The sequence below is a fragment of the Micromonospora coerulea genome (assembly GCF_016598485.1).
Lineage (GTDB): Bacteria > Actinomycetota > Actinomycetes > Mycobacteriales > Micromonosporaceae > Micromonospora > Micromonospora coerulea.
Genome location: NZ_JAEMUW010000014.1, coordinates 159573 through 176753 on the forward strand (window position 1 = coordinate 159573; position 17181 = coordinate 176753).

Annotated in this window: 18 protein-coding genes and 1 pseudogene; 17 read left to right on the top strand and 2 right to left on the bottom strand. The window is 73.8% G+C overall.

Going from position 1 to position 17181, the window contains the following annotated elements:
• Positions 1–15: 15 nt before the first annotated feature.
• The 8 genes from I8N68_RS19370 (at position 16) to I8N68_RS19405 (ending at position 9138) form a co-directional block, all read left to right on the top strand.
• Positions 16–354, top strand: coding sequence for a P-II family nitrogen regulator (locus I8N68_RS19370; protein ID WP_170285500.1), 339 nt, complete (start codon positions 16–18; stop codon positions 352–354).
• A 12-nt stretch (positions 355–366) separates the two neighbouring features.
• Positions 367–2643 carry a [protein-PII] uridylyltransferase gene (locus I8N68_RS19375; protein WP_200211925.1) on the top strand — a complete coding sequence of 759 codons (2277 nt, stop codon included), beginning with the start codon at positions 367–369 and terminating at the stop codon, positions 2641–2643.
• Positions 2644–2737: 94 nt separating this feature from the next.
• Positions 2738–3640: an ABC transporter ATP-binding protein gene (locus tag I8N68_RS19380; protein ID WP_200211927.1), complete on the top strand. Its 903-nt coding sequence runs from the start codon at positions 2738–2740 to the stop codon at positions 3638–3640.
• Complete coding sequence (locus tag I8N68_RS19385; protein ID WP_200211929.1) at positions 3630–4451, top strand: ABC transporter permease; 822 nt, start codon at positions 3630–3632, stop codon at positions 4449–4451. Before I8N68_RS19380 ends, I8N68_RS19385 begins: the two co-directional genes overlap by 11 nt.
• A 21-nt stretch (positions 4452–4472) precedes the next feature.
• Entirely contained in the window at positions 4473–5603 is a 1131-nt protein-coding gene (locus tag I8N68_RS19390; RefSeq protein ID WP_307812884.1) for a sensor histidine kinase, read from the top strand.
• The gene (locus I8N68_RS19395) at positions 5600–6253 is read left to right on the top strand and encodes a response regulator transcription factor (protein WP_200211932.1); all 654 of its coding nucleotides are present in this window, start codon (positions 5600–5602) and stop codon (positions 6251–6253) included. The genes I8N68_RS19390 and I8N68_RS19395 overlap by 4 nt, the downstream gene beginning before the upstream one ends.
• 126 nt (positions 6254–6379) lie before the next feature.
• Entirely contained in the window at positions 6380–7936 is a 1557-nt protein-coding gene (ffh, locus tag I8N68_RS19400; protein ID WP_200211933.1) for a signal recognition particle protein, read from the top strand.
• A gap of 122 nt (positions 7937–8058) precedes the next feature.
• A complete protein-coding gene (locus tag I8N68_RS19405; protein ID WP_200211936.1) occupies positions 8059–9138 on the top strand; it encodes an amidohydrolase family protein in 1080 nt (359 codons plus the stop codon).
• Here I8N68_RS19405 and I8N68_RS19410 read toward each other — a convergent pair.
• Positions 9128–9730: a TetR/AcrR family transcriptional regulator gene (locus I8N68_RS19410; RefSeq protein ID WP_200211938.1), complete on the bottom strand. Its 603-nt coding sequence runs from the start codon at positions 9728–9730 to the stop codon at positions 9128–9130. The genes I8N68_RS19405 and I8N68_RS19410 overlap by 11 nt on opposite strands.
• 33 nt (positions 9731–9763) lie before the next feature.
• Complete coding sequence (locus I8N68_RS19415; RefSeq protein WP_200211940.1) at positions 9764–10330, bottom strand: hypothetical protein; 567 nt, start codon at positions 10328–10330, stop codon at positions 9764–9766.
• 161 nt (positions 10331–10491) lie between these two features.
• On the opposite strand from I8N68_RS19415, the gene proS reads away from it, so the two are divergent.
• From proS to lepB (I8N68_RS19460), 9 genes and pseudogenes are all read left to right on the top strand, one after another.
• Positions 10492–11898, top strand: coding sequence for a proline--tRNA ligase (proS, locus tag I8N68_RS19420; RefSeq protein WP_200211942.1), 1407 nt, complete (start codon positions 10492–10494; stop codon positions 11896–11898).
• A 49-nt stretch (positions 11899–11947) separates the two neighbouring features.
• Entirely contained in the window at positions 11948–12568 is a 621-nt protein-coding gene (locus tag I8N68_RS19425) for a ribonuclease FAU-1 family protein (protein WP_200211944.1), read from the top strand.
• A gap of 239 nt (positions 12569–12807) precedes the next feature.
• Positions 12808–13359 (top strand): 30S ribosomal protein S16, encoded by a 552-nt coding sequence (gene rpsP / locus I8N68_RS19430; protein ID WP_200211946.1) that lies wholly within the window; start codon positions 12808–12810, stop codon positions 13357–13359.
• Positions 13334–13594: an RNA-binding protein gene (locus I8N68_RS19435; protein WP_200212006.1), complete on the top strand. Its 261-nt coding sequence runs from the start codon at positions 13334–13336 to the stop codon at positions 13592–13594. The genes rpsP and I8N68_RS19435 overlap by 26 nt, the downstream gene beginning before the upstream one ends.
• The gene (rimM, locus tag I8N68_RS19440; protein WP_200211948.1) at positions 13594–14151 is read left to right on the top strand and encodes a ribosome maturation factor RimM; all 558 of its coding nucleotides are present in this window, start codon (positions 13594–13596) and stop codon (positions 14149–14151) included. The genes I8N68_RS19435 and rimM overlap by 1 nt, the downstream gene beginning before the upstream one ends.
• A gap of 15 nt (positions 14152–14166) precedes the next feature.
• Complete coding sequence (gene trmD, locus I8N68_RS19445) at positions 14167–14955, top strand: tRNA (guanosine(37)-N1)-methyltransferase TrmD (RefSeq protein ID WP_200211950.1); 789 nt, start codon at positions 14167–14169, stop codon at positions 14953–14955.
• A gap of 143 nt (positions 14956–15098) precedes the next feature.
• Positions 15099–15458, top strand: coding sequence for a 50S ribosomal protein L19 (rplS, locus tag I8N68_RS19450; RefSeq protein ID WP_130332913.1), 360 nt, complete (start codon positions 15099–15101; stop codon positions 15456–15458).
• A gap of 193 nt (positions 15459–15651) precedes the next feature.
• Positions 15652–16520 (top strand): annotated as a pseudogene (gene lepB / locus I8N68_RS19455) (signal peptidase I).
• Between the two features lie 9 nt (positions 16521–16529).
• Positions 16530–17153: a signal peptidase I gene (gene lepB, locus I8N68_RS19460; RefSeq protein WP_200211954.1), complete on the top strand. Its 624-nt coding sequence runs from the start codon at positions 16530–16532 to the stop codon at positions 17151–17153.
• Positions 17154–17181: the final 28 nt, after the last annotated feature.

Genomic DNA, 17181 nt, shown 5'->3' on the forward strand with positions numbered 1-17181 from the left:
ATGGAGGGGTTGGACATGAAGCTGGTGACCGCGGTCATCAAGCCGTACCAGCTGGACGCGGTGAAGGAGGCCCTGCACGCCCTCGGCGTGGCCGGCCTGACCGTCAGCGAGGTCCAGGGGTACGGCCGGCAGAAGGGGCACACCGAGGTCTACCGGGGTGCCGAGTACACGGTCGAGTTCCTGCCCAAGATCCGGGTGGAGGTGCTCACCGACGAGATGGACGTCGACAAGATCGTCGACGCGATCGTGGCGGCCGCCCGGACGGGCAAGATCGGCGACGGCAAGGTCTGGGTGACCGGCGTCGAGGAGGTCGTCCGCGTCCGCACCGGCGAACGCGGCCTGGACGCCCTGTAAGGAGTCCACCCGATGACCTCGTTGATCAAGAAGAATGCGTCAGGACACCCCGGCGACGGCGACGCAAACCTCTTGATCAACGAGGTCGTCGGCGTTCCCGGGGGGATCGGGGAGGGTGCCCGGGTCGCGCGGGCGGAGGCGTTCGACCGGTGGTTGGCGTCGTTGCTGCCGGCGCGGGACGGGATCGCCTTGATCGCCGTCGGTGGGCTGGGACGGCGGCAGTGTGCGCCGTACGGGGATCTCGACCTGGTGCTGCTGCACGCGGGGGTGGCCGGGACCGATGAGCTGGCCGCGTCGCTGTGGTATCCGATCTGGGACGCCGGGCTGCGGCTGGACCACTCGGTGCGGACCGTGGCCGAGGCGCTGTCGGTGGCCCAGGACGACGTCAAGGTCGCCCTCGGCCTGCTCGACGCCCGCTTCGTCGCCGGCGACCGGGTGCTCGCCGACCAGCTGATCCGTACCGCGACCGACCACTGGCGGCGTACCGCCGTCCGGCAGCTCCCCGGCCTGAAGGAGATCACCACCGCCCGCTGGGCCACCCACGGCGAGCTCGCCTTCCTGCTGGAGGGCGACCTGAAGGAGGCCGCCGGCGGGCTGCGCGACGTCGGCATCCTGCGGGCCATCGCCACCGCCGGCATCACCGACGCGCTGCGCCCGGCCGTCCGCGCCGCTCACCTGCGCCTGCTGGACACCCGCGACGCCCTGCACCAGCAGGTCGCCCGCCGGGTCGACCGGCTCGTCGCCCAGGAACGCGAGGGTGTCGCCCGCCTGCTGGACCTCGATGACGGCGACGCCCTGCTGCGTCGGGTCGCCGGCGACGCCCGCACCGTCAGCCACGCCCTCGACGACGCCTGGCGGGCCGCGGACCGGCTCCGCTCGGGCCGCCGCCGGGGCGTGGACGGGCGGCCCGTCCGCCGGCCCGTCGCCCGGGACGTCGTCGAACACGACGGCGAACTGGTCCTCGCCCGCACCGCCATCGGCGCCCGCCCCGACCCCAGCCTGTCGCTGCGGGTCGCCGCCGCCGCGGCCGCCACCCGGCTGCCCATCGCCCGGGCCACCTGCGAGTGGCTGGCCGCGTACTGCCCGCCGCTGCCGGCGCCGTGGCCACCGGCCGCCCGGGCCGCGCTGGTCACCCTGCTCGGCGCCGGTCCCGGCCTGGTGCCCGCCTGGGAGACCTGCGACCGGTACGGCCTCATCGACGGCTGGCTGCCCGAGTGGACCCGGCTGCGCAGCCTGCCCCAGCACAACCCGGTGCACCGGTTCACCCTGGACCGGCACCTGGTGCAGACCGCGTACGAGGCGAGCCGGCACACCCGCGAGGTGGACCGCCCCGACCTGCTGCTGCTCGGCGCGTTCCTGCACGACATCGGCAAGGGGCTCCCGGGTGACCACAGCACCGTCGGCGGTCCCCTCGCCGAGGCGGTGGCCGCCCGGATCGGGCTGCCGGAGCACGAGGCGGCGCTGATCGGCACGCTGGTCCGGCTGCACCTGCTGCTGCCCGACGTGGCCACCCGCCGCGACCTCGCCGACCCGAAGACCATCGCCGCGGTCGCCGGGAAGGTCGGCGACACCAGCACCCTGGACCTGCTGCACGCCCTGGTCCGCGCCGACGCGGCCGCCACCGGCCCGGCCGCCTGGTCGGACTGGAAGGGGCGGCTCGTCGCCGAGCTCGTGGCCCGGGTGCGGACCGCGCTGGACACCGGCGTGCTGCCCGCGCCCCCGGCCCCCGATCCGGCGCTGGTGGCGGGGCCGCTGCCGGTCGTACACCTGACCGGGGACCGGGTGGCGGTGGCCGCGGCGGACCGGCGCGGCCTCCTCGCGACGGTCGCCGGCTGCCTGGCCCTGCACCGGCTGGAGGTGCTGTCCGCGGACGCCTCGACGGTCGATGGCCGGGCCCTGGTCGAGTGCCGGGTGCAGCCCCGCTACGGTCTCGCCCCCGACCCGATCGCGCTCAGCGCCGATCTGCGGCGCGCCGTCACCGGCGACATCTCGGTCACCCAGCGGCTGCGCGGCCGGGCCCTGGCGGCGCGGGGCGAGGGTGCGGCGCCCCGGGTGGTCTGGCACCGGGATGCGGCCACCGACGCGGTGCTGCTCGAACTGCGGGCCGCCGACGCGGCGGGCCTGCTGTACCGGGTGACCTGCGCGCTCGACGAGGCCGGCGTCCAGGTCCGCGCCGCCCGCATCTCCACCCTCGGCGCCGACGTGGTGGACGCGTTCTACCTGGTCGGCGGCTGGCCGGACGACGCCGCGCGGGCCCGGCTGGAGGCCGCCGTCCTCGCCGCCGTCTGAGCCGGCCGCCCGCACCGGCCTACGTCCGGCTGCGTAGGCCGGGTGCCGCCCCCGGGGCGACGTTTCCCGGGCCGCCGGCCGGCACGCTCAGGGCATGAACCTGCCAGTGCGGACCCAAGGGCTCACCAAACGGTACGGCGGGCTGACCGCCGTGCGGGACCTCGACCTGGCCGTGCGGGCCGGCGAGATTTACGGCTTCCTCGGCCCGAACGGGGCCGGCAAGACCACCACCCTGCGGATGCTGCTCGGGCTGGTCCGTCCCACCGCCGGCACGGTCCAGCTGCTCGGCCGACCCCCCGCCGCCGGCCGGCTCGGCGGGGTCGGCGCGCTGATCGAGGGGCCGGCCTTCTACCCCTACCTGTCCGGCCGGGAGAACCTGCGGGTGCTCGCCCGCTACGCCGGCGTCGGCCCCGACCGGGTGGCGCTGGTGCTGGACCTGGTCGACCTCACCGACCGGGCCGGCGACCGGTACGCCGGCTACTCGTTGGGCATGAAGCAGCGGCTCGGTGTGGCCGCCGCCCTGCTCAAGGACCCCCGCCTGCTGATCCTGGACGAGCCGACCAACGGCCTCGACCCGGCCGGCATGGCTGACATGCGCACGCTGATCCGGCGGCTCGGGGCCGGCGGCTGCACCGTGCTGGTCTCCAGCCACCTGCTCGGCGAGGTCGAGCAGGTCTGCGACCGGGTCGGGGTGATCTCCCGGGGCCGGCTGATCGCCGAGGGGAGCGTCGCCGAGCTGCGCGGGGCGGCCGGCCTTCGGGTGCTGGCCGACCCGCTGGACGCGGCCGCCGCCCGGGCCGGGGAACTGGTCGGGCCGGAGCGGGTCCGGGTGGTCGACGGCGGGCTGGAGCTGGCGGTGGAGCCGGAACGGGCGGCCTGGCTCAACGCCGAACTGGTCGGCGCCGGCGTGGCGGTCCGCGAGCTGCGGCGCCGGGAGCGCGACCTGGAGCAGGTGTTCTTCGACCTCATCGAGAAGGGAACGACCGATGTCCGGTAGCTACCGGGCCGAACTGGCCAAACTCGTCCGACGGCCGGCGTCCTGGCTGCTGCTGGCCATCACGCTGGTGCTCTCCCTGGTCTTCACCTATCTCTTCCCGTACGCGAGCATCGCCGGCGGGACCGACGGCCCGAACACCGACCGGACCCTGCCGATGCTGCTCCCGGAGCACCTGGTCGGGAACTCGCTCGGCGGCCTGCCGGTGTTCCTCGGCGCCATCGTGCTGATCCTCGGCGTCCTCACCGTCGGCGGCGAGTACGGCTGGGGCACCTGGAAGACCGTGCTGTCCCAGGGCCCCTCCCGACTGGAGGTGTACGCCGGCAAGCTGCTCGCCCTGGCGGCCGCCGCGCTGGTCGTGGTGCTCTCCGTCTTCGTCCTCGGCGCGGTGGCCGCCGCGCTGATCGCCGCCGCCGAGTCGCAGCCGATGACCTGGCCGGATGCCGGTGACCTGCTCACCGGGATCGGCGCGGGGTGGCTCATCGCGACGATGTGGGCCATGCTCGGTGCCGTGCTCGCCGTCGCGCTGCGCGCGGTGGCCCTGCCCGTCGGGCTGGGCCTGGTGTGGATGCTCGCCGTGCAGAACCTGCTCGCCGCGATCGCCGCGCCGCTGCTCGACTGGGTGGCCCAGGTACAGAAGGGGCTGCCCGGCCCGAACGCCGGTTCGCTGGAGGCGGCGCTCGGCGCGCCCGGCGACACTCCCGGCGTGGCGGCGAGCGTCGGCGGCGGGCAGGCGGCCCTGGTCGTCGCGGCCTACCTGGTCGCCTTCGCGGCCCTGGGCGGACTGCTGCTGCAGCGCCGGGACATCGGCTAGGCCGGGCGAGGGGGAGAACGGGTGGACCGCAACCGGACCGGGTGGGGCGACCAGGTCTTCGACGCCGTGGTCGCGCTGGTGCTGCTCGCGATGGGGCTGCTCGGCACCGGGCCGGCCGGCGTCAACGAGGGGATCGGCACCGGTCGGGCCACCTACCCGCTGGTCGCGGTGGCCGCGCTGGCACTGGCGGCGCGCCGGCGCTGGCCGCTGGCGACCCTCGCCGTGGTCACCGCGGCCACCACCGCGTACCTGGTGCTCGGCTACCCGTACGGGCCGATCCTGCTGTCGTTCCTGGTCGCCGTCTACACGGTCGCCGCGTACCTGCCGCTGCGGACCGCGGCGGTGGCCGGCGGGGTGGCCCTCGCCACGCTGCTGGTGCACGTGGTGGTCGGGGTGCGTCCGCCCGGGTTGCTCGGCGCGATGCCGGCGGCCGCCTGGGTGGTGGTTCCGTTCGCGGTGGGCACCACGGTCCGGCTGGGCCGGGAGAGCACCGCGCGCAGCCGGGTGGACGAGGCCCGCCGGCTGGCCGACGCCGAGCGGCTACGGGTGGCCCGGGAGGTGCACGACGTGGTCGGGCACGGCCTCGCCGCGATCCACCTGCAGGCGGAGATCGCCCTGCACCTGCTGGCGCGCAAGCCCGAGCAGGCCGAGGCGGCGCTCACCGCGATCAGCCGCACGAGCAAGGAGGCGCTGGACGAGCTGCGGGTCACCCTCACCGTGGTCCGCCGGGACGAGGCGGCCGACGAGCGGGCCCCGGCCCCCGGGTTGGCCCAGCTGCCGCAGCTGCGCGACCGGCTGGCCGGCGCCGGGGTGCCGGTCACCGTGGCGGTCACCGGGGAACCCCGGGTCCTGCCGGTCGCCGTCGACCTGGCGGCGTACCGGGTGGTGCAGGAGTCGTTGACCAACGTGCTGCGGCACGCCGGCCCGGCCACCGCCACCGTCCGGCTCCGGTACGCGGCCGACGAGCTCACCGTGGAGGTCACCGACACCGGGCGCGGCCCGGCGTCGCGGGCCGGCCGGCCGGGTCCCGGGTACGGTCTGGCCGGGATGCGGGAGCGGGTCGGCGCGCTCGGCGGGTCGTTCACCGCCGGGGTCGGTCCCGGCGGCGGCTTCCGGGTGTCCGCCACCCTGCCCCTGGAGGAGGCCGCATGATCAGCGTGTTGCTCGCCGACGACCAGGACCTGGTCCGGATCGGGCTGCGGGCGCTGGTGGAGAGCGAGGACGACCTCGCGGTGGTGGGCGAGGCGGCCGACGGCCTGAGCGTCGTCGAGCTGGCCCGGCGGGCCCGCCCGGACGTGGTGCTGATGGACGTCCGGATGCCGGGGATCGACGGCATCGAGGCGACCCGGCGGATCGTCGCCGATCCCGGGCTGGCGGACACCCGGGTGATCGTGTTGACCACCTTCGAGCTGGACGAGTACGTCTTCGACGCGCTCCGCCACGGGGCCAGCGGCTTCCTCACCAAGGACACCCGCCCGGCCGAGCTGCTGCGGGCGATCCGGCTGGTGGCCGGCGGGGAGGCGCTGCTGTCGCCGTCGGTGACCCGGCGGGTGGTCCGGGAGTTCGCCACCCGGCCGGCCCGGGTGCCCCGGCCGCACCCGCGGCTCGGCGCGCTCACCGAGCGGGAGCGGGAGGTGGTGGGGCTGGTCGGCGAGGGGCTGAGCAACGTGGAGATCGCCGAGCGGCTGGTGGTCAGCCCGGCCACCGCGCGTACCCACGTCAGCCGCGCGATGGTGAAGCTCGCCGCCCGCGACCGGGCCCAGCTGGTGGTCTTCGCGTACCAGTCGGGCCTGGTGTCGTGATCCGGCGCACGTCGGGCGTGAGCCGGCCCGGAGCGGGGGTGTGGGCGGCGGGCTACCCTAGCGATGGCCGGATCTGTTCGCCCGGCCGCCTGTGCCCGCCGGAACACTGACAAACGGGATGTTCGTGTGTTTGACACCTTGAGTGACCGCCTGTCCGGAATCTTCACCAAGCTCCGCGGCAAGGGTCGGCTCACCGACGCCGACATCGACGCCACCGCGCGCGAGATCCGCATGGCGCTGCTGGAGGCCGATGTCGCCCTGCCGGTGGTCAAGGGCTTCATCGCGAACCTCAAGGAGCGGGCGCGGGGCGTCGAGGTCTCCCAGGCGCTCAACCCGGCACAGCAGATCGTCAAGATCGTCAACGAGGAGCTGATCACCGTCCTCGGTGGCGAGGGGCGGCGGCTCCAGTTCGCCAAGCACCCGCCGACGGTGATCATGCTCGCCGGCCTCCAGGGTTCCGGTAAGACCACCCTCGCCGGCAAGCTGGCCCGGTGGCTCAAGGCCCAGGGCCACCAGCCGCTGCTGGTCGCCGCCGACCTCCAGCGTCCCAACGCCGTCGGGCAGCTCCAGGTCCTCGGTGGCCGCGCCGGCGTCGAGGTGTACGCCCCGGAGCCCGGCAACGGCGTCGGCGACCCGGTTCAGGTCGCGCGCGCCTCGATCGAGCACGCCAGGCGGGCGGCCCGCGACATCGTCATCGTCGACACCGCCGGTCGGCTCGGTATCGACGCCGAGATGATGCAGCAGGCGGCCGACATTCGCGACGCCGTCGACCCCGACGAGGTCATCTTCGTCATCGACGCGATGGTCGGCCAGGACGCCGTCCGCACCGCCGAGGCGTTCCGCGACGGCGTCGGCATCACCGGTGTGGTCCTCTCCAAGCTCGACGGCGACGCCCGCGGTGGCGCCGCGCTGTCGGTCCGGGAGGTCACCGGGCAGCCGATCCTGTTCGCCTCCACCGGTGAGAAGCTCGAAGACTTCGACATCTTCTACCCGGACCGGATGGCCAGCCGGATCCTCGGCATGGGCGACGTCCTCACTCTGATCGAGCAGGCCGAGCAGGCCTTCGACACCGATCAGAAGGAGAAGATGACCGCCAAGCTGATGGGCGGCGAGCAGTTCACCCTGGAGGACTTCCTCGACCAGCTCATCGCGGTCCGCCGGATGGGCCCGATCGCCAACGTGCTGGCCATGATGCCGGGCATGGGGCAGATGAAGGACCAGCTCGCCGAGCTGGACGACAAGCACTTCGACCGGGTCACCGCGATCATCCGGTCGATGACCCCGGGCGAGCGGACCAACCCGAAGATCATCAACGGCTCCCGCCGGGCCCGCATCGCCAGCGGCTCGGGCGTGGCCGTGATGGACGTCAACCAGCTGCTCAACCGCTTCACCGACGCCCAGAAGATGATGAAGCAGATGGGCGGCATGATGGGCCTGCCCGGGGCCGGCCGGCGCAAGGCGACCAAGTCGCCGAAGAACAAGCGCAAGGGCACCAAGGGCGGCGGCCGGCCGCGTACCGGGGCGGGTGCCGGCATGCCGGGCGGCTTCCCGGGCGGCATGCCGCAGCTCCCGCCGGGCCTCGACCCGGGCGACCTGGCCGGCGGCCAGGGCCTGCCGCCGGGCTTCAAGCTCCCGAAGATCGACTTCAACAAGCTCGGCAAGGGCGACAACCGTCCCCGCTGACCCCACGCCGACGTCGTGCGTCCCCGCCACCCGCCACCCGGTGGCCGGGCCGCCGTCGTCTCCGGAGCCGGTGGGCCGGGCTGCTCGCGGGCGGCGGAGAGTGATCCGGTAGGACTGTGCACATGGCTCTGCATGTGCGCGGTGTGCTCCTGCCGGACGACGAGGTCCGGGACATCTGGCTGGACGGCGACCGGGTCACCTTCGACCCGGTCCCCGGGGCGGAGACGATCGCCGACGGCGGCTTCGTGCTGCCGGGGTTGACCGACGCGCACTGCCACATCGGCATCGCCCGGGGCGGTGCCCCAATCACCTCGCTCGACCAGGCCCGCGAGCTGGCCCGCACCGACCGGGACGCCGGCGTGCTGGCCATCCGCGACGCCGGCTCGCCGTACCCGTACCCGGAGCTGGACGACGAGCCGGAGCTGCCGCGGCTGGCCCGGGCCGGCCGGCACGTCGCGCCGCCGAAGCGCTACCTGCGGGACATCGGCGTGGAGGTCGGCGCGGCGGAGGTGGCCGCGACGGTGGCCGAGCAGGCCGCCGCCGGCAACGGCTGGGTCAAGCTGGTCGGGGACTGGATCGACCGGGGCGTCGGCGACCTCGCGCCGGCCTGGGACGCGGACACCATGACCGCGGCCGTCGCGGCCGCGCACGCCGCCGGGGTACGCGCCGCGGTGCACACCTTCTCCGAGTCGGCGGTGGAGATCATGGTGCGCGCCGGGGTGGACTCGGTGGAGCACGGCACCGGGCTCAGCCTGGACCTGATCGACCTGATGGCCCGGCAGGGCACCGCGCTGGTCCCCACGATGATCAACATCGCCACCTTCGGCGGCATCGCCGAGCAGGCGCGCGCCAGGTTCCCCGGGTACGCCAACCACATGATCGCCCTGCGCGACCGCTTCCCCGAGGTGGTCCGGGCCGCGTACGAGGCGGGCGTGCCGATCTACGTCGGCACCGACGCCGGCGGCGGGATCGACCACGGGCTGGCCGCCGAGGAGATGCTGCTGCTGCACGAGCGGGCCGGCATGTCCACGCTGGACGTCCTCGCCGCCGCCTCCTGGGGCGCCCGCGCCTGGCTCGGCTTCCCCGGCCTGGTCGAGGGCGGCCTGGCCGACCTGGTCGTCTACCCGGAGGACCCGCGCCGCAACCTCCGCGTCGTGCGCACCCCGTCCCGCATCGTCCTCCGCGGCCGCGTCATCCGCTGACCCGCCCCGCCTCCAGGAAGAGGTGCAGGGCCAGGTCGGCCAGGGCGCGGGCGGTCTGCTCGGGTGGGGCCTGAGGGAGCACGATGTGGCTCACCACCAGGCGGACGATCGTGTCGGCGGCGAACGTCAGGCGCGCCGGGTCGGCCGCCGGCAGGTGGATCCGCGCCCACTCCAGCAGCGCCCCGGTGGCCTCGGCCAGCACCAGCTCCGAGCGGGTGGTCAGGTAGGGCAGCAGCTCGTCCGAGCCGCCCCGGGCGCTGGTCAGGATCGCCTTGATCAGCGGGTTTCCGGCCGCCTCGGTGAGGGTGTGCGCGATGGCCGCGTACGCACCCGCGCGCACGTCGGCGCCGTGCTCGTGCAGGGCCGCGCGGACCGCCGAGACGAACCGGTCGACCTCCCGCCGGGCCAGCGCCTCGGCCAGCCCGGCCTTGCTGCCGAACTCGTTGTAGACGGTCTGCCGGCTCACCCCGGCCGCGCTCGCCACGCCACCCATCCGTACGCCGTCCCAGCCGCTGGCGACGGTCTGCGCGCGGGCGGCGTCGACGATGCCGTCCCGCGGGCGCCGGCGGGCCGAGTCCCGGGGTTCGTCCATGGTGCCCGGAAGTCTACGGCCGCCCGGGCCGGCTCAGCTCACCACGAGGCGGTACTGCGCCTCCACCCAGAACCCGCCGCCGTCGCTGCCGCCGAAGGTCAGCTCGTGCGCCCCGGGAGCCAACGGCGGGAGGCTGGCCCAGAGCCCCCACACGGTCACCGGCGTCGGGCGGCTCGTCGAGGTGACCCCGTTGCCGAGCGCGCCGCGCACCTCGAACGGGGTGGGCGTACCGACCGTGGCCAGCGGCAGCGGGACGCCGTCGAGCTGGGCGTGCCCGGTCGCCCGGGACACCACCGGCATCTCGCCCGGGTGGGCCGGGAACTGCCACATGTTGAACGCCGGGAAGAACAGCCCTCGGCCGGCGGGCACCGCGCAGCGGCGGGTCACCGCGCCGCCGTACGTGCCGCCCAGGAACCAGACGTCGGCGCCCTGGTGGTGCCCGGCGTGCTCGCCGGTGGTGTCGCGGACCGGGTTCTTGGTCGGGCCGTGTGCCGCCACCCAGCGCACCCAGCGGGCGGCCAGCCCCTCGGGGGAGGCCGGCGGGTAGGGCAGCGGTGCGGGCTCGGCGGCGCGGCCGAACAGGGAGCGCAGCGGGGACATGGCCGCAGATGTTAGGTCAGCGCGGGTGCCGCCCGCTGCCCCGTGCGCCCCGTCCCGGTAGCGCCGCGGCGGTACCGCGCGGGGGCGCCCCCGCGCGGTCCCGGCGGCACGGGCGCGCCCGATCGCGGCGCCCCGGCGGACGGCGCATAGGATGTGCGGTCATGGCACGCGTGCTCACTCCCCGTGCGGAGGACTTTCCCCGCTGGTACCAGGACCTGATCGCCAAGGCGAAGCTGGCCGACAACGGCCCGGTCCGGGGGACCATGGTGATCCGACCGGCCGGCTACGCCATCTGGGAGCGGATGCAGGCCGAGATGGACGCCCGGATCAAGGCGGCCGGCGCGGAGAACGCGTACTTCCCGCTCTTCATCCCAGAGAGCTACCTCAAGCGCGAGGCCCAGCACGTCGAGGGCTTCTCGCCGGAGCTCGCCGTCGTCACCCACGGTGGTGGCAAGCAGCTCGCCGAGCCGGTGGTGGTGCGCCCCACCAGCGAGACGGTGATCGGCGAGTTTATGGCCAAGTGGATCGACTCGTACCGGGACCTGCCGCTGCTGCTCAACCAGTGGGCGAACGTGGTCCGCTGGGAGCTGCGCCCGCGGCTCTTCCTGCGCACCAGCGAGTTCCTCTGGCAGGAGGGGCACACCGCGCACGCCACCCGTGCCGACGCCCGGGCCTACGCGCGGCGGATCCTGCACGAGGCGTACGAGGACCTGATGGTCAACGTGCTGGGCATCCCGGTGGTGGTCGGCCTAAAGACCGCCCGCGAGCGGTTCGCCGGCGCGACGGCCACCTACACCTGCGAAGGCATGATGGGCGACGGCAAGGCGCTCCAGCTGGGCACCAGCCACGAGCTGGGGCAGAACTTCGCCAAGGCGTTCGACATCAGCTACTCCTCGGCCGAGGGCGGCCGGGAGCACGCCTGGACGACCTCCTGGGGCACCTCGACCCGGATGCTCGGCGGCCTGATCATGGCCCACGGCGACGACAACGGCCTGCGGGTGCCGCCGAGGGTGGCCCCGGTGCAGGCGTACGTGATGATCGTCAAGGACGGCGAGGGGGTCGCCGAGGCGGCGGCCAAGCTCCGCGACGGCCTGCGCGACGCCGGTGTCCGGGTCGCGCTCGACGACCGCACCGACACCGCGTTCGGCCGCCGGGCCGTCGACGCCGAGCTGCGCGGCTATCCGGTACGCGTCGAGGTCGGCCCCCGTGACCTGGCCGCCGGCAACGCGGTTGTGGTCCGGCGTACCGAAGGCTCGAAGTCCCCGACCCCGGTGGCCGACGTGGTCGGCGCGGTCCTCGCGGCCCTGGAGGCCGATCAGCGGGCGCTGCACGACCAGGCCCTGGCGCACCGCGAGTCGCGCACCGTCGAGGTGTCGACCCTCGCGGAGGCGATCGAGGCGGCGGCCACCGGCTGGGCCAAGGTGCCGTGGTCGGCGGTCGGCGTCGCGGGTGAGGCCGAGGCGAACGGCCAGGGCGTCACGGTCCGCTGCCTGCTGCGCGCCGACGGCTCGGTGCCGGACTCGGAGGACGAGCCCGACCTGGTGGCCATCCTCGCCCGCGCCTACTGAAGTGCGTCCCGGCGGTCCCGTCGACCGGTTCGCGCCGGGTCGGCTGATCATGCATCGGAACGTGCGGCACGGCCGGATCGGCTGGGTCCGGCCGGCGCGGGTGGTCCTCGACGACGACCGGGGCCTGCTGCTCTGGGTCGCCCGGGACTCGCCGGTGGCGCACGAGGTCACCCAGGCGGGGCTGGGCATGCGGGCGATGCCGTTCGCCGAGTGGATCACCTCGTCGTACCGGCTGGCCCAGGGGCGGTGGAACGGTCCGCCGGTGCTGAAGTTCCTCCCCACGGGGGCGGCCCACTCGGTCTGGTGGTTCCGGGACGCCGCGGGTCGTTTCGCCGAGTGGTACGTCAACCTGGAGGAGCCGGGCGTCCGCTGGGACGACGGTCCGGTGGCCGGGGTCGACATGGTCGACCAGGACCTGGACGTGGTGGTCCGCCCCGACCACAGCTGGGCGTGGAAGGACGAGGAGGAGTTCGCCGAGCGGCTCGCCTTCCCGGAGCACTACTGGGTGACCGACGAGAAGGCCGTCCGGGCCGAGGGGGAGCGGGTGATCCGCATCGCCGAGGCCGGCGAGTTCCCGTTCGACGGCACCTGGTGCGACTTCACGCCGCCGCCAGAGTGGGACGTACCGGACGAACTGCCGCTCGGCTGGGACCGGCCGCCGGTCCGCTGAGGGTGTCCTGCGTCACTCCGCTACCGGCTCGGGTGACGAGTTCGGGTCCGGTGTGAGAGATCGGGGCCGGATCTGGCAGAATGGTTCGCTGGTATCCGGCACGCGTTCGGCGCCCTCTAACCCGGGCGCGTTGCCAGTCCACCGAGTAGTCTCCGGCCCAAACCCCACTGTGCCGGTCGGCGCTCACCCGTGCACCGCCCGTACCGGGTCGGTGAGATCGCAACAGGAGCGAAACAACTGTGGCCGTAAAGATCCGGCTCCTGCGGATGGGTAAGATCCGCAACCCGCAGTACCGCATCGTCATCGCCGACTCGCGCACCAAGCGGGACGGTCGCGCGATCGAGTTCGTGGGCGTGTACCAGCCGAAGGAGGACCCTTCGGTGATCGAGGTCAAGTCGGAGCGGGTCCAGTACTGGCTCTCGGTCGGCGCGCAGCCGAGCGAGGCCGTGCAGCGTCTGCTGGAGCTGACCGGTGACTGGCAGAAGTTCAAGGGCCTGCCGGCCCCGCCGCCGCTGAAGGTCGCCCCGGAGCGGGCCGACCGCAAGGCGGCGTACGAGGCCGAGGCGAAGGCCGCCGCCGGCCTGGCTCCGGAGACCCCGGCCAAGCCGGCCAAGAAGGCCGCCAAGGCGGAGGCACCGAAGGCGGAGGCACCGAAGGCGGAGGCACCGAAGGCGGAGGCACCGAAGGCGGAGGCACCGAAGGCCGAGGCGCCGAAGACCGAGGCGCCGAAGACCGAGGCGCCGGCCGAGGCCCCGGCCGCCGCTGCTGCCGACGCCGGTGAGCAGGCCTGACATGCCGCTGCGTCCTGCGCTGGAGCACCTGGTCAAGGGGATCGTCGAGCACCCGGACGACGTCCGGGTGCGGATGGTCGATTCCCGTCGGGGCAAGCGGCTCGAGGTCCGCGTGCACCCCGAGGACCTCGGCACGGTGATCGGGCGGTCCGGCCGGACCGCCAAGGCACTGCGCCAGGTGATCGGCTCCATCGGTGGGCGTGGGGTACGCGTCGACATCGTCGATTCGTACTGATGCTTCTCGTCGTCGGCAGGATCGGCAAGCCGCACGGGATCCGCGGTGAGGTCACCGTGGAGGTGCGGACCGATGAGCCCGAAGCACGGTTCGCCCCCGGTTCGGTGCTGCGCACCGAGCCGGGGGCGGCACCCCCGACCAACCCGGCGCCGGGTCCCGGTGTGCCGTTCCGGGTGCCCGCCGAGCTGAGGATCGAGTCGGTGCGCTGGCACCAGGGCCGGCTGCTGGTCGTCTTCGAGGGCATCCTGGAACGGGATGTCGCCGAGGCGCTGCGCGGCACCCTGCTCACGGTGGACAGCGGCGACGTGGCCCCGCCGGAGGACCCGGAGGAGTTCCACGACCACCAGCTGGTCGGCCTTGCCGTGGTCACCCCGGCCGGCGAGCGGCTGGGCGAGGTGGCCGGGATCGACCACGCGCCCTCCTCGGACCTGCTGGTGCTGCGCCGTCCCGAGGGGCGTACCGCGCTCATCCCGTTCGTCAAGGCGATCGTGCCCGAGGTGGACCTCCCCGGCGGTCGCGTCATCGTCGACCCGCCGGCCGGTCTGCTCGATCTCTAGACCGCGGAGCACCCCATGCGCGTCGACATCGTGTCGATCTTCCCGGAGTACTTCGCCCCGCTGGACCTGTCCCTGATCGGCAAGGCGCGGGCGAACGGCAGGCTGCGGCTGGCCGTACACGATCTGCGCAGCTGGACCCACGACGTGCACCGCACGGTCGACGACACGCCCTACGGCGGCGGACCCGGCATGGTGATGCGGCCCGAGCCCTGGGGTGAGGCGCTGGACGCCCTGGCCCCCGACGAGCTCAGCCCGGACGGCCACACGCTGCCCCGGCTGCTGGTCCCCTCGCCGGCCGGTGTCCCGTTCACCCAGGCCATGGCGCACGAGCTGGCCGCCGAGTCGCACCTGCTCTTCGCCTGCGGCCGGTACGAGGGCATCGACCAGCGGGTGCTCGACCACGCGGCGACCCGGATGCGGGTGACCGAGGTCTCCCTCGGCGACTACGTGCTCTTCGGCGGCGAGGTCGCGGTGCTGGTGATCCTGGAGGCGGTCACCCGGCTGCTGCCCGGGGTGCTCGGCAACGCCGGCTCGCTGGACGAGGAGTCGCACGCGCACGGGCTGCTCGAGGCGCCGATGTACACCAAGCCGGCAACCTGGCGCGGGCACGAGGTGCCGGAGGTGCTCCGCTCCGGCGACCACGGGCGGATCGCCCGTTGGCGGCGGGACGAGGCGCTGAGCCGGACGGCGACGCGCCGCCCGGACATGATGGCCGCGCTGCCGCCGGAGAGCCTGGACAAGCGGGACCGGGCGGCGTTGGACCGGGGCGGATTTTCCTCGCCGCCGGGGGATGTGGCAAAGTAGAGGGGTTGCCGCATCCGTCCGCGCCCGCGGACGGCTGCGAGGATCCTCGACCGGGGTCGGCTCGCCGGCCACCACCCGGGGATCAGAATCACCCATCCGCGCACCGATTGACGGTGCGCCGTGAGCCTCACGAGGACACAGCGATGAACATCCTGGACGCCCTTGACGCCCAGTCGAAGCGGGTCGACCTCCCCGACTTCCGTGCCGGTGACACCGTGAAGGTGCACGCGCGAGTCGTCGAGGGCAACCGGTCCCGTGTCCAGATCTTCCAGGGCGTCGTCATCCGCCGCCAGGGTGACGGTCTGCGCGAGACCTTCTCGGTCCGCAAGGTCAGCTTCGGTGTCGGTGTGGAGCGCACCTACCCGATCAACAGCCCGGCGATCGACCGGATCGAGGTCGTGACCCGCGGTGACGTCCGCCGCGCCAAGCTCTACTACCTGCGCGAGCTGCGCGGCAAGAAGGCCAAGATCAAGGAGCTGCGCGAGAAGCAGCCGACGAGCTGACTCTTCGCTCGCCACGCCGCCCGAGCTGCGCGGATGTCGTATCGACCGGATCGCATTACCCTGGTCGTACGGGCGCAGGAGGGCGGCGACGCCGCAGCGCTGTCGCGCGCGGCACAGCGGTCCACTGCCGCCCGTGGGGTCTCCCGACGAGACTCCCGGGCGGTGGTGTCGTTTCTGCGGACCGGAGAGTGGCATGGTGCAGATGCTTGACGAGGACGGCACCGTCGACCCCTGGCGCCGCCGGGCCCGCCGCTCCCGGCGACAGATGCCCCTCTGGCAGGAGCTGCCACTGCTCCTCATCGTCGCGTTCTGCCTCGCGGTGCTGATCCGCACCTTCCTGCTCCAGGCCTTCTTCATCCCCTCCGGGTCGATGGAGAACACCCTGCTCATCGGCGACCGGGTGCTGGTCAACAAGGTCGTCTACGACGTCCGGGACCCGGTGCGCGGTGAGGTGGTGGTCTTCCGGGGCACCGACAGGTGGGTCGCCCAGGAGACCCCGGCGCCGCCGGCCGGCTTCGCCGGCAAGGTGGGCCGCACGCTCGGCGACCTGGTCGGGGTCAGCCGCCCCGGCGAGAAGGACTTCATCAAGCGGGTGATCGGGGTCCCCGGCGACAAGGTCTGGTGCTGTGACAAGGGCCGGGTCGTGGTCAACGGCGTACCGCTGGACGAGCGGGCGTACGTCTCCGAGGACTCCCCGGTCGAGCTGCCACCCAACCCCAAGGAGTGCCGGTCCCGGCAGTTCACCGAGGTGGTGGTGCCGGCCGGGCAGATCTTCGTGATGGGCGACCACCGGCTGGTCTCGCAGGACGCCCGCTGCCAGGGGCCGGTGCCGATCGACAACGTGGTGGGCCGGGCCTTCATGATCGTCTGGCCGTCCGAGCGGTGGGCGTCGCTGCCGGTGCCGGACACCTTCGCCAGCCTGCCCCGGGCCGACGGGGCGGCCGCCGGGCCGCCGCTCGTCGATCCGGACCCGGTGGGGGGTGTCGTCCTCGTCCTGCCGGTCACGGCGGCGATCTCCGTTCTCGCGCGTTCCGGCCGGTCCCCTCGCGCCCGGCGTCGTAGGCTCCTCCCGTGATTGACGAGCAGACCGAGAAGCCCCGCAGTTCCTTCTGGAAGGAGCTGCCCATCCTCCTGGGCGTGGCGATCCTGGTCGCAGTGCTGGTGCGTGCCTTCGTGCTGCAGACCTTCTTCATCCCCTCCCCGTCCATGGAGAACACTCTCAAGATCGACGATCGGGTGCTGGTCAACAAGCTGGTCTACGACTTCCGGTCGCCGCACCGCGGCGAGGTGATCGTCTTCAAGGCGCCCACCGCCTGGAGCGGCAATCCGGACGGCGAGGACTTCATCAAGCGGGTGATCGGGGTCGCCGGCGACCACGTGGTCTGCTGCGACGCCCAGGACCGGCTGGTCATCAACGGCCGGTCACTCGACGAGCCGTACATCTATCCCGGAAACAAGCCGGCCGACCAGGATTTCGAGATCACCGTGCCGCAGGGGCGGCTGTGGGTCATGGGTGACCACCGGGAAGCCTCCGGCGACTCGCTGGAGCACTGGCAGCAGTCCGGGCAGGACATCACCGAGGCCACCATCCCCGAGGACGAAGTGGTCGGCCGGGCGTTCACGGTCTTCTGGCCGGTCGACCGGGCGACCTGGCTCACCGTCCCTCAGCAGTTCGACGGGATCCCCAATCCCTGACCCCGGAGGGCGTGGGCGTTCGTCGGAG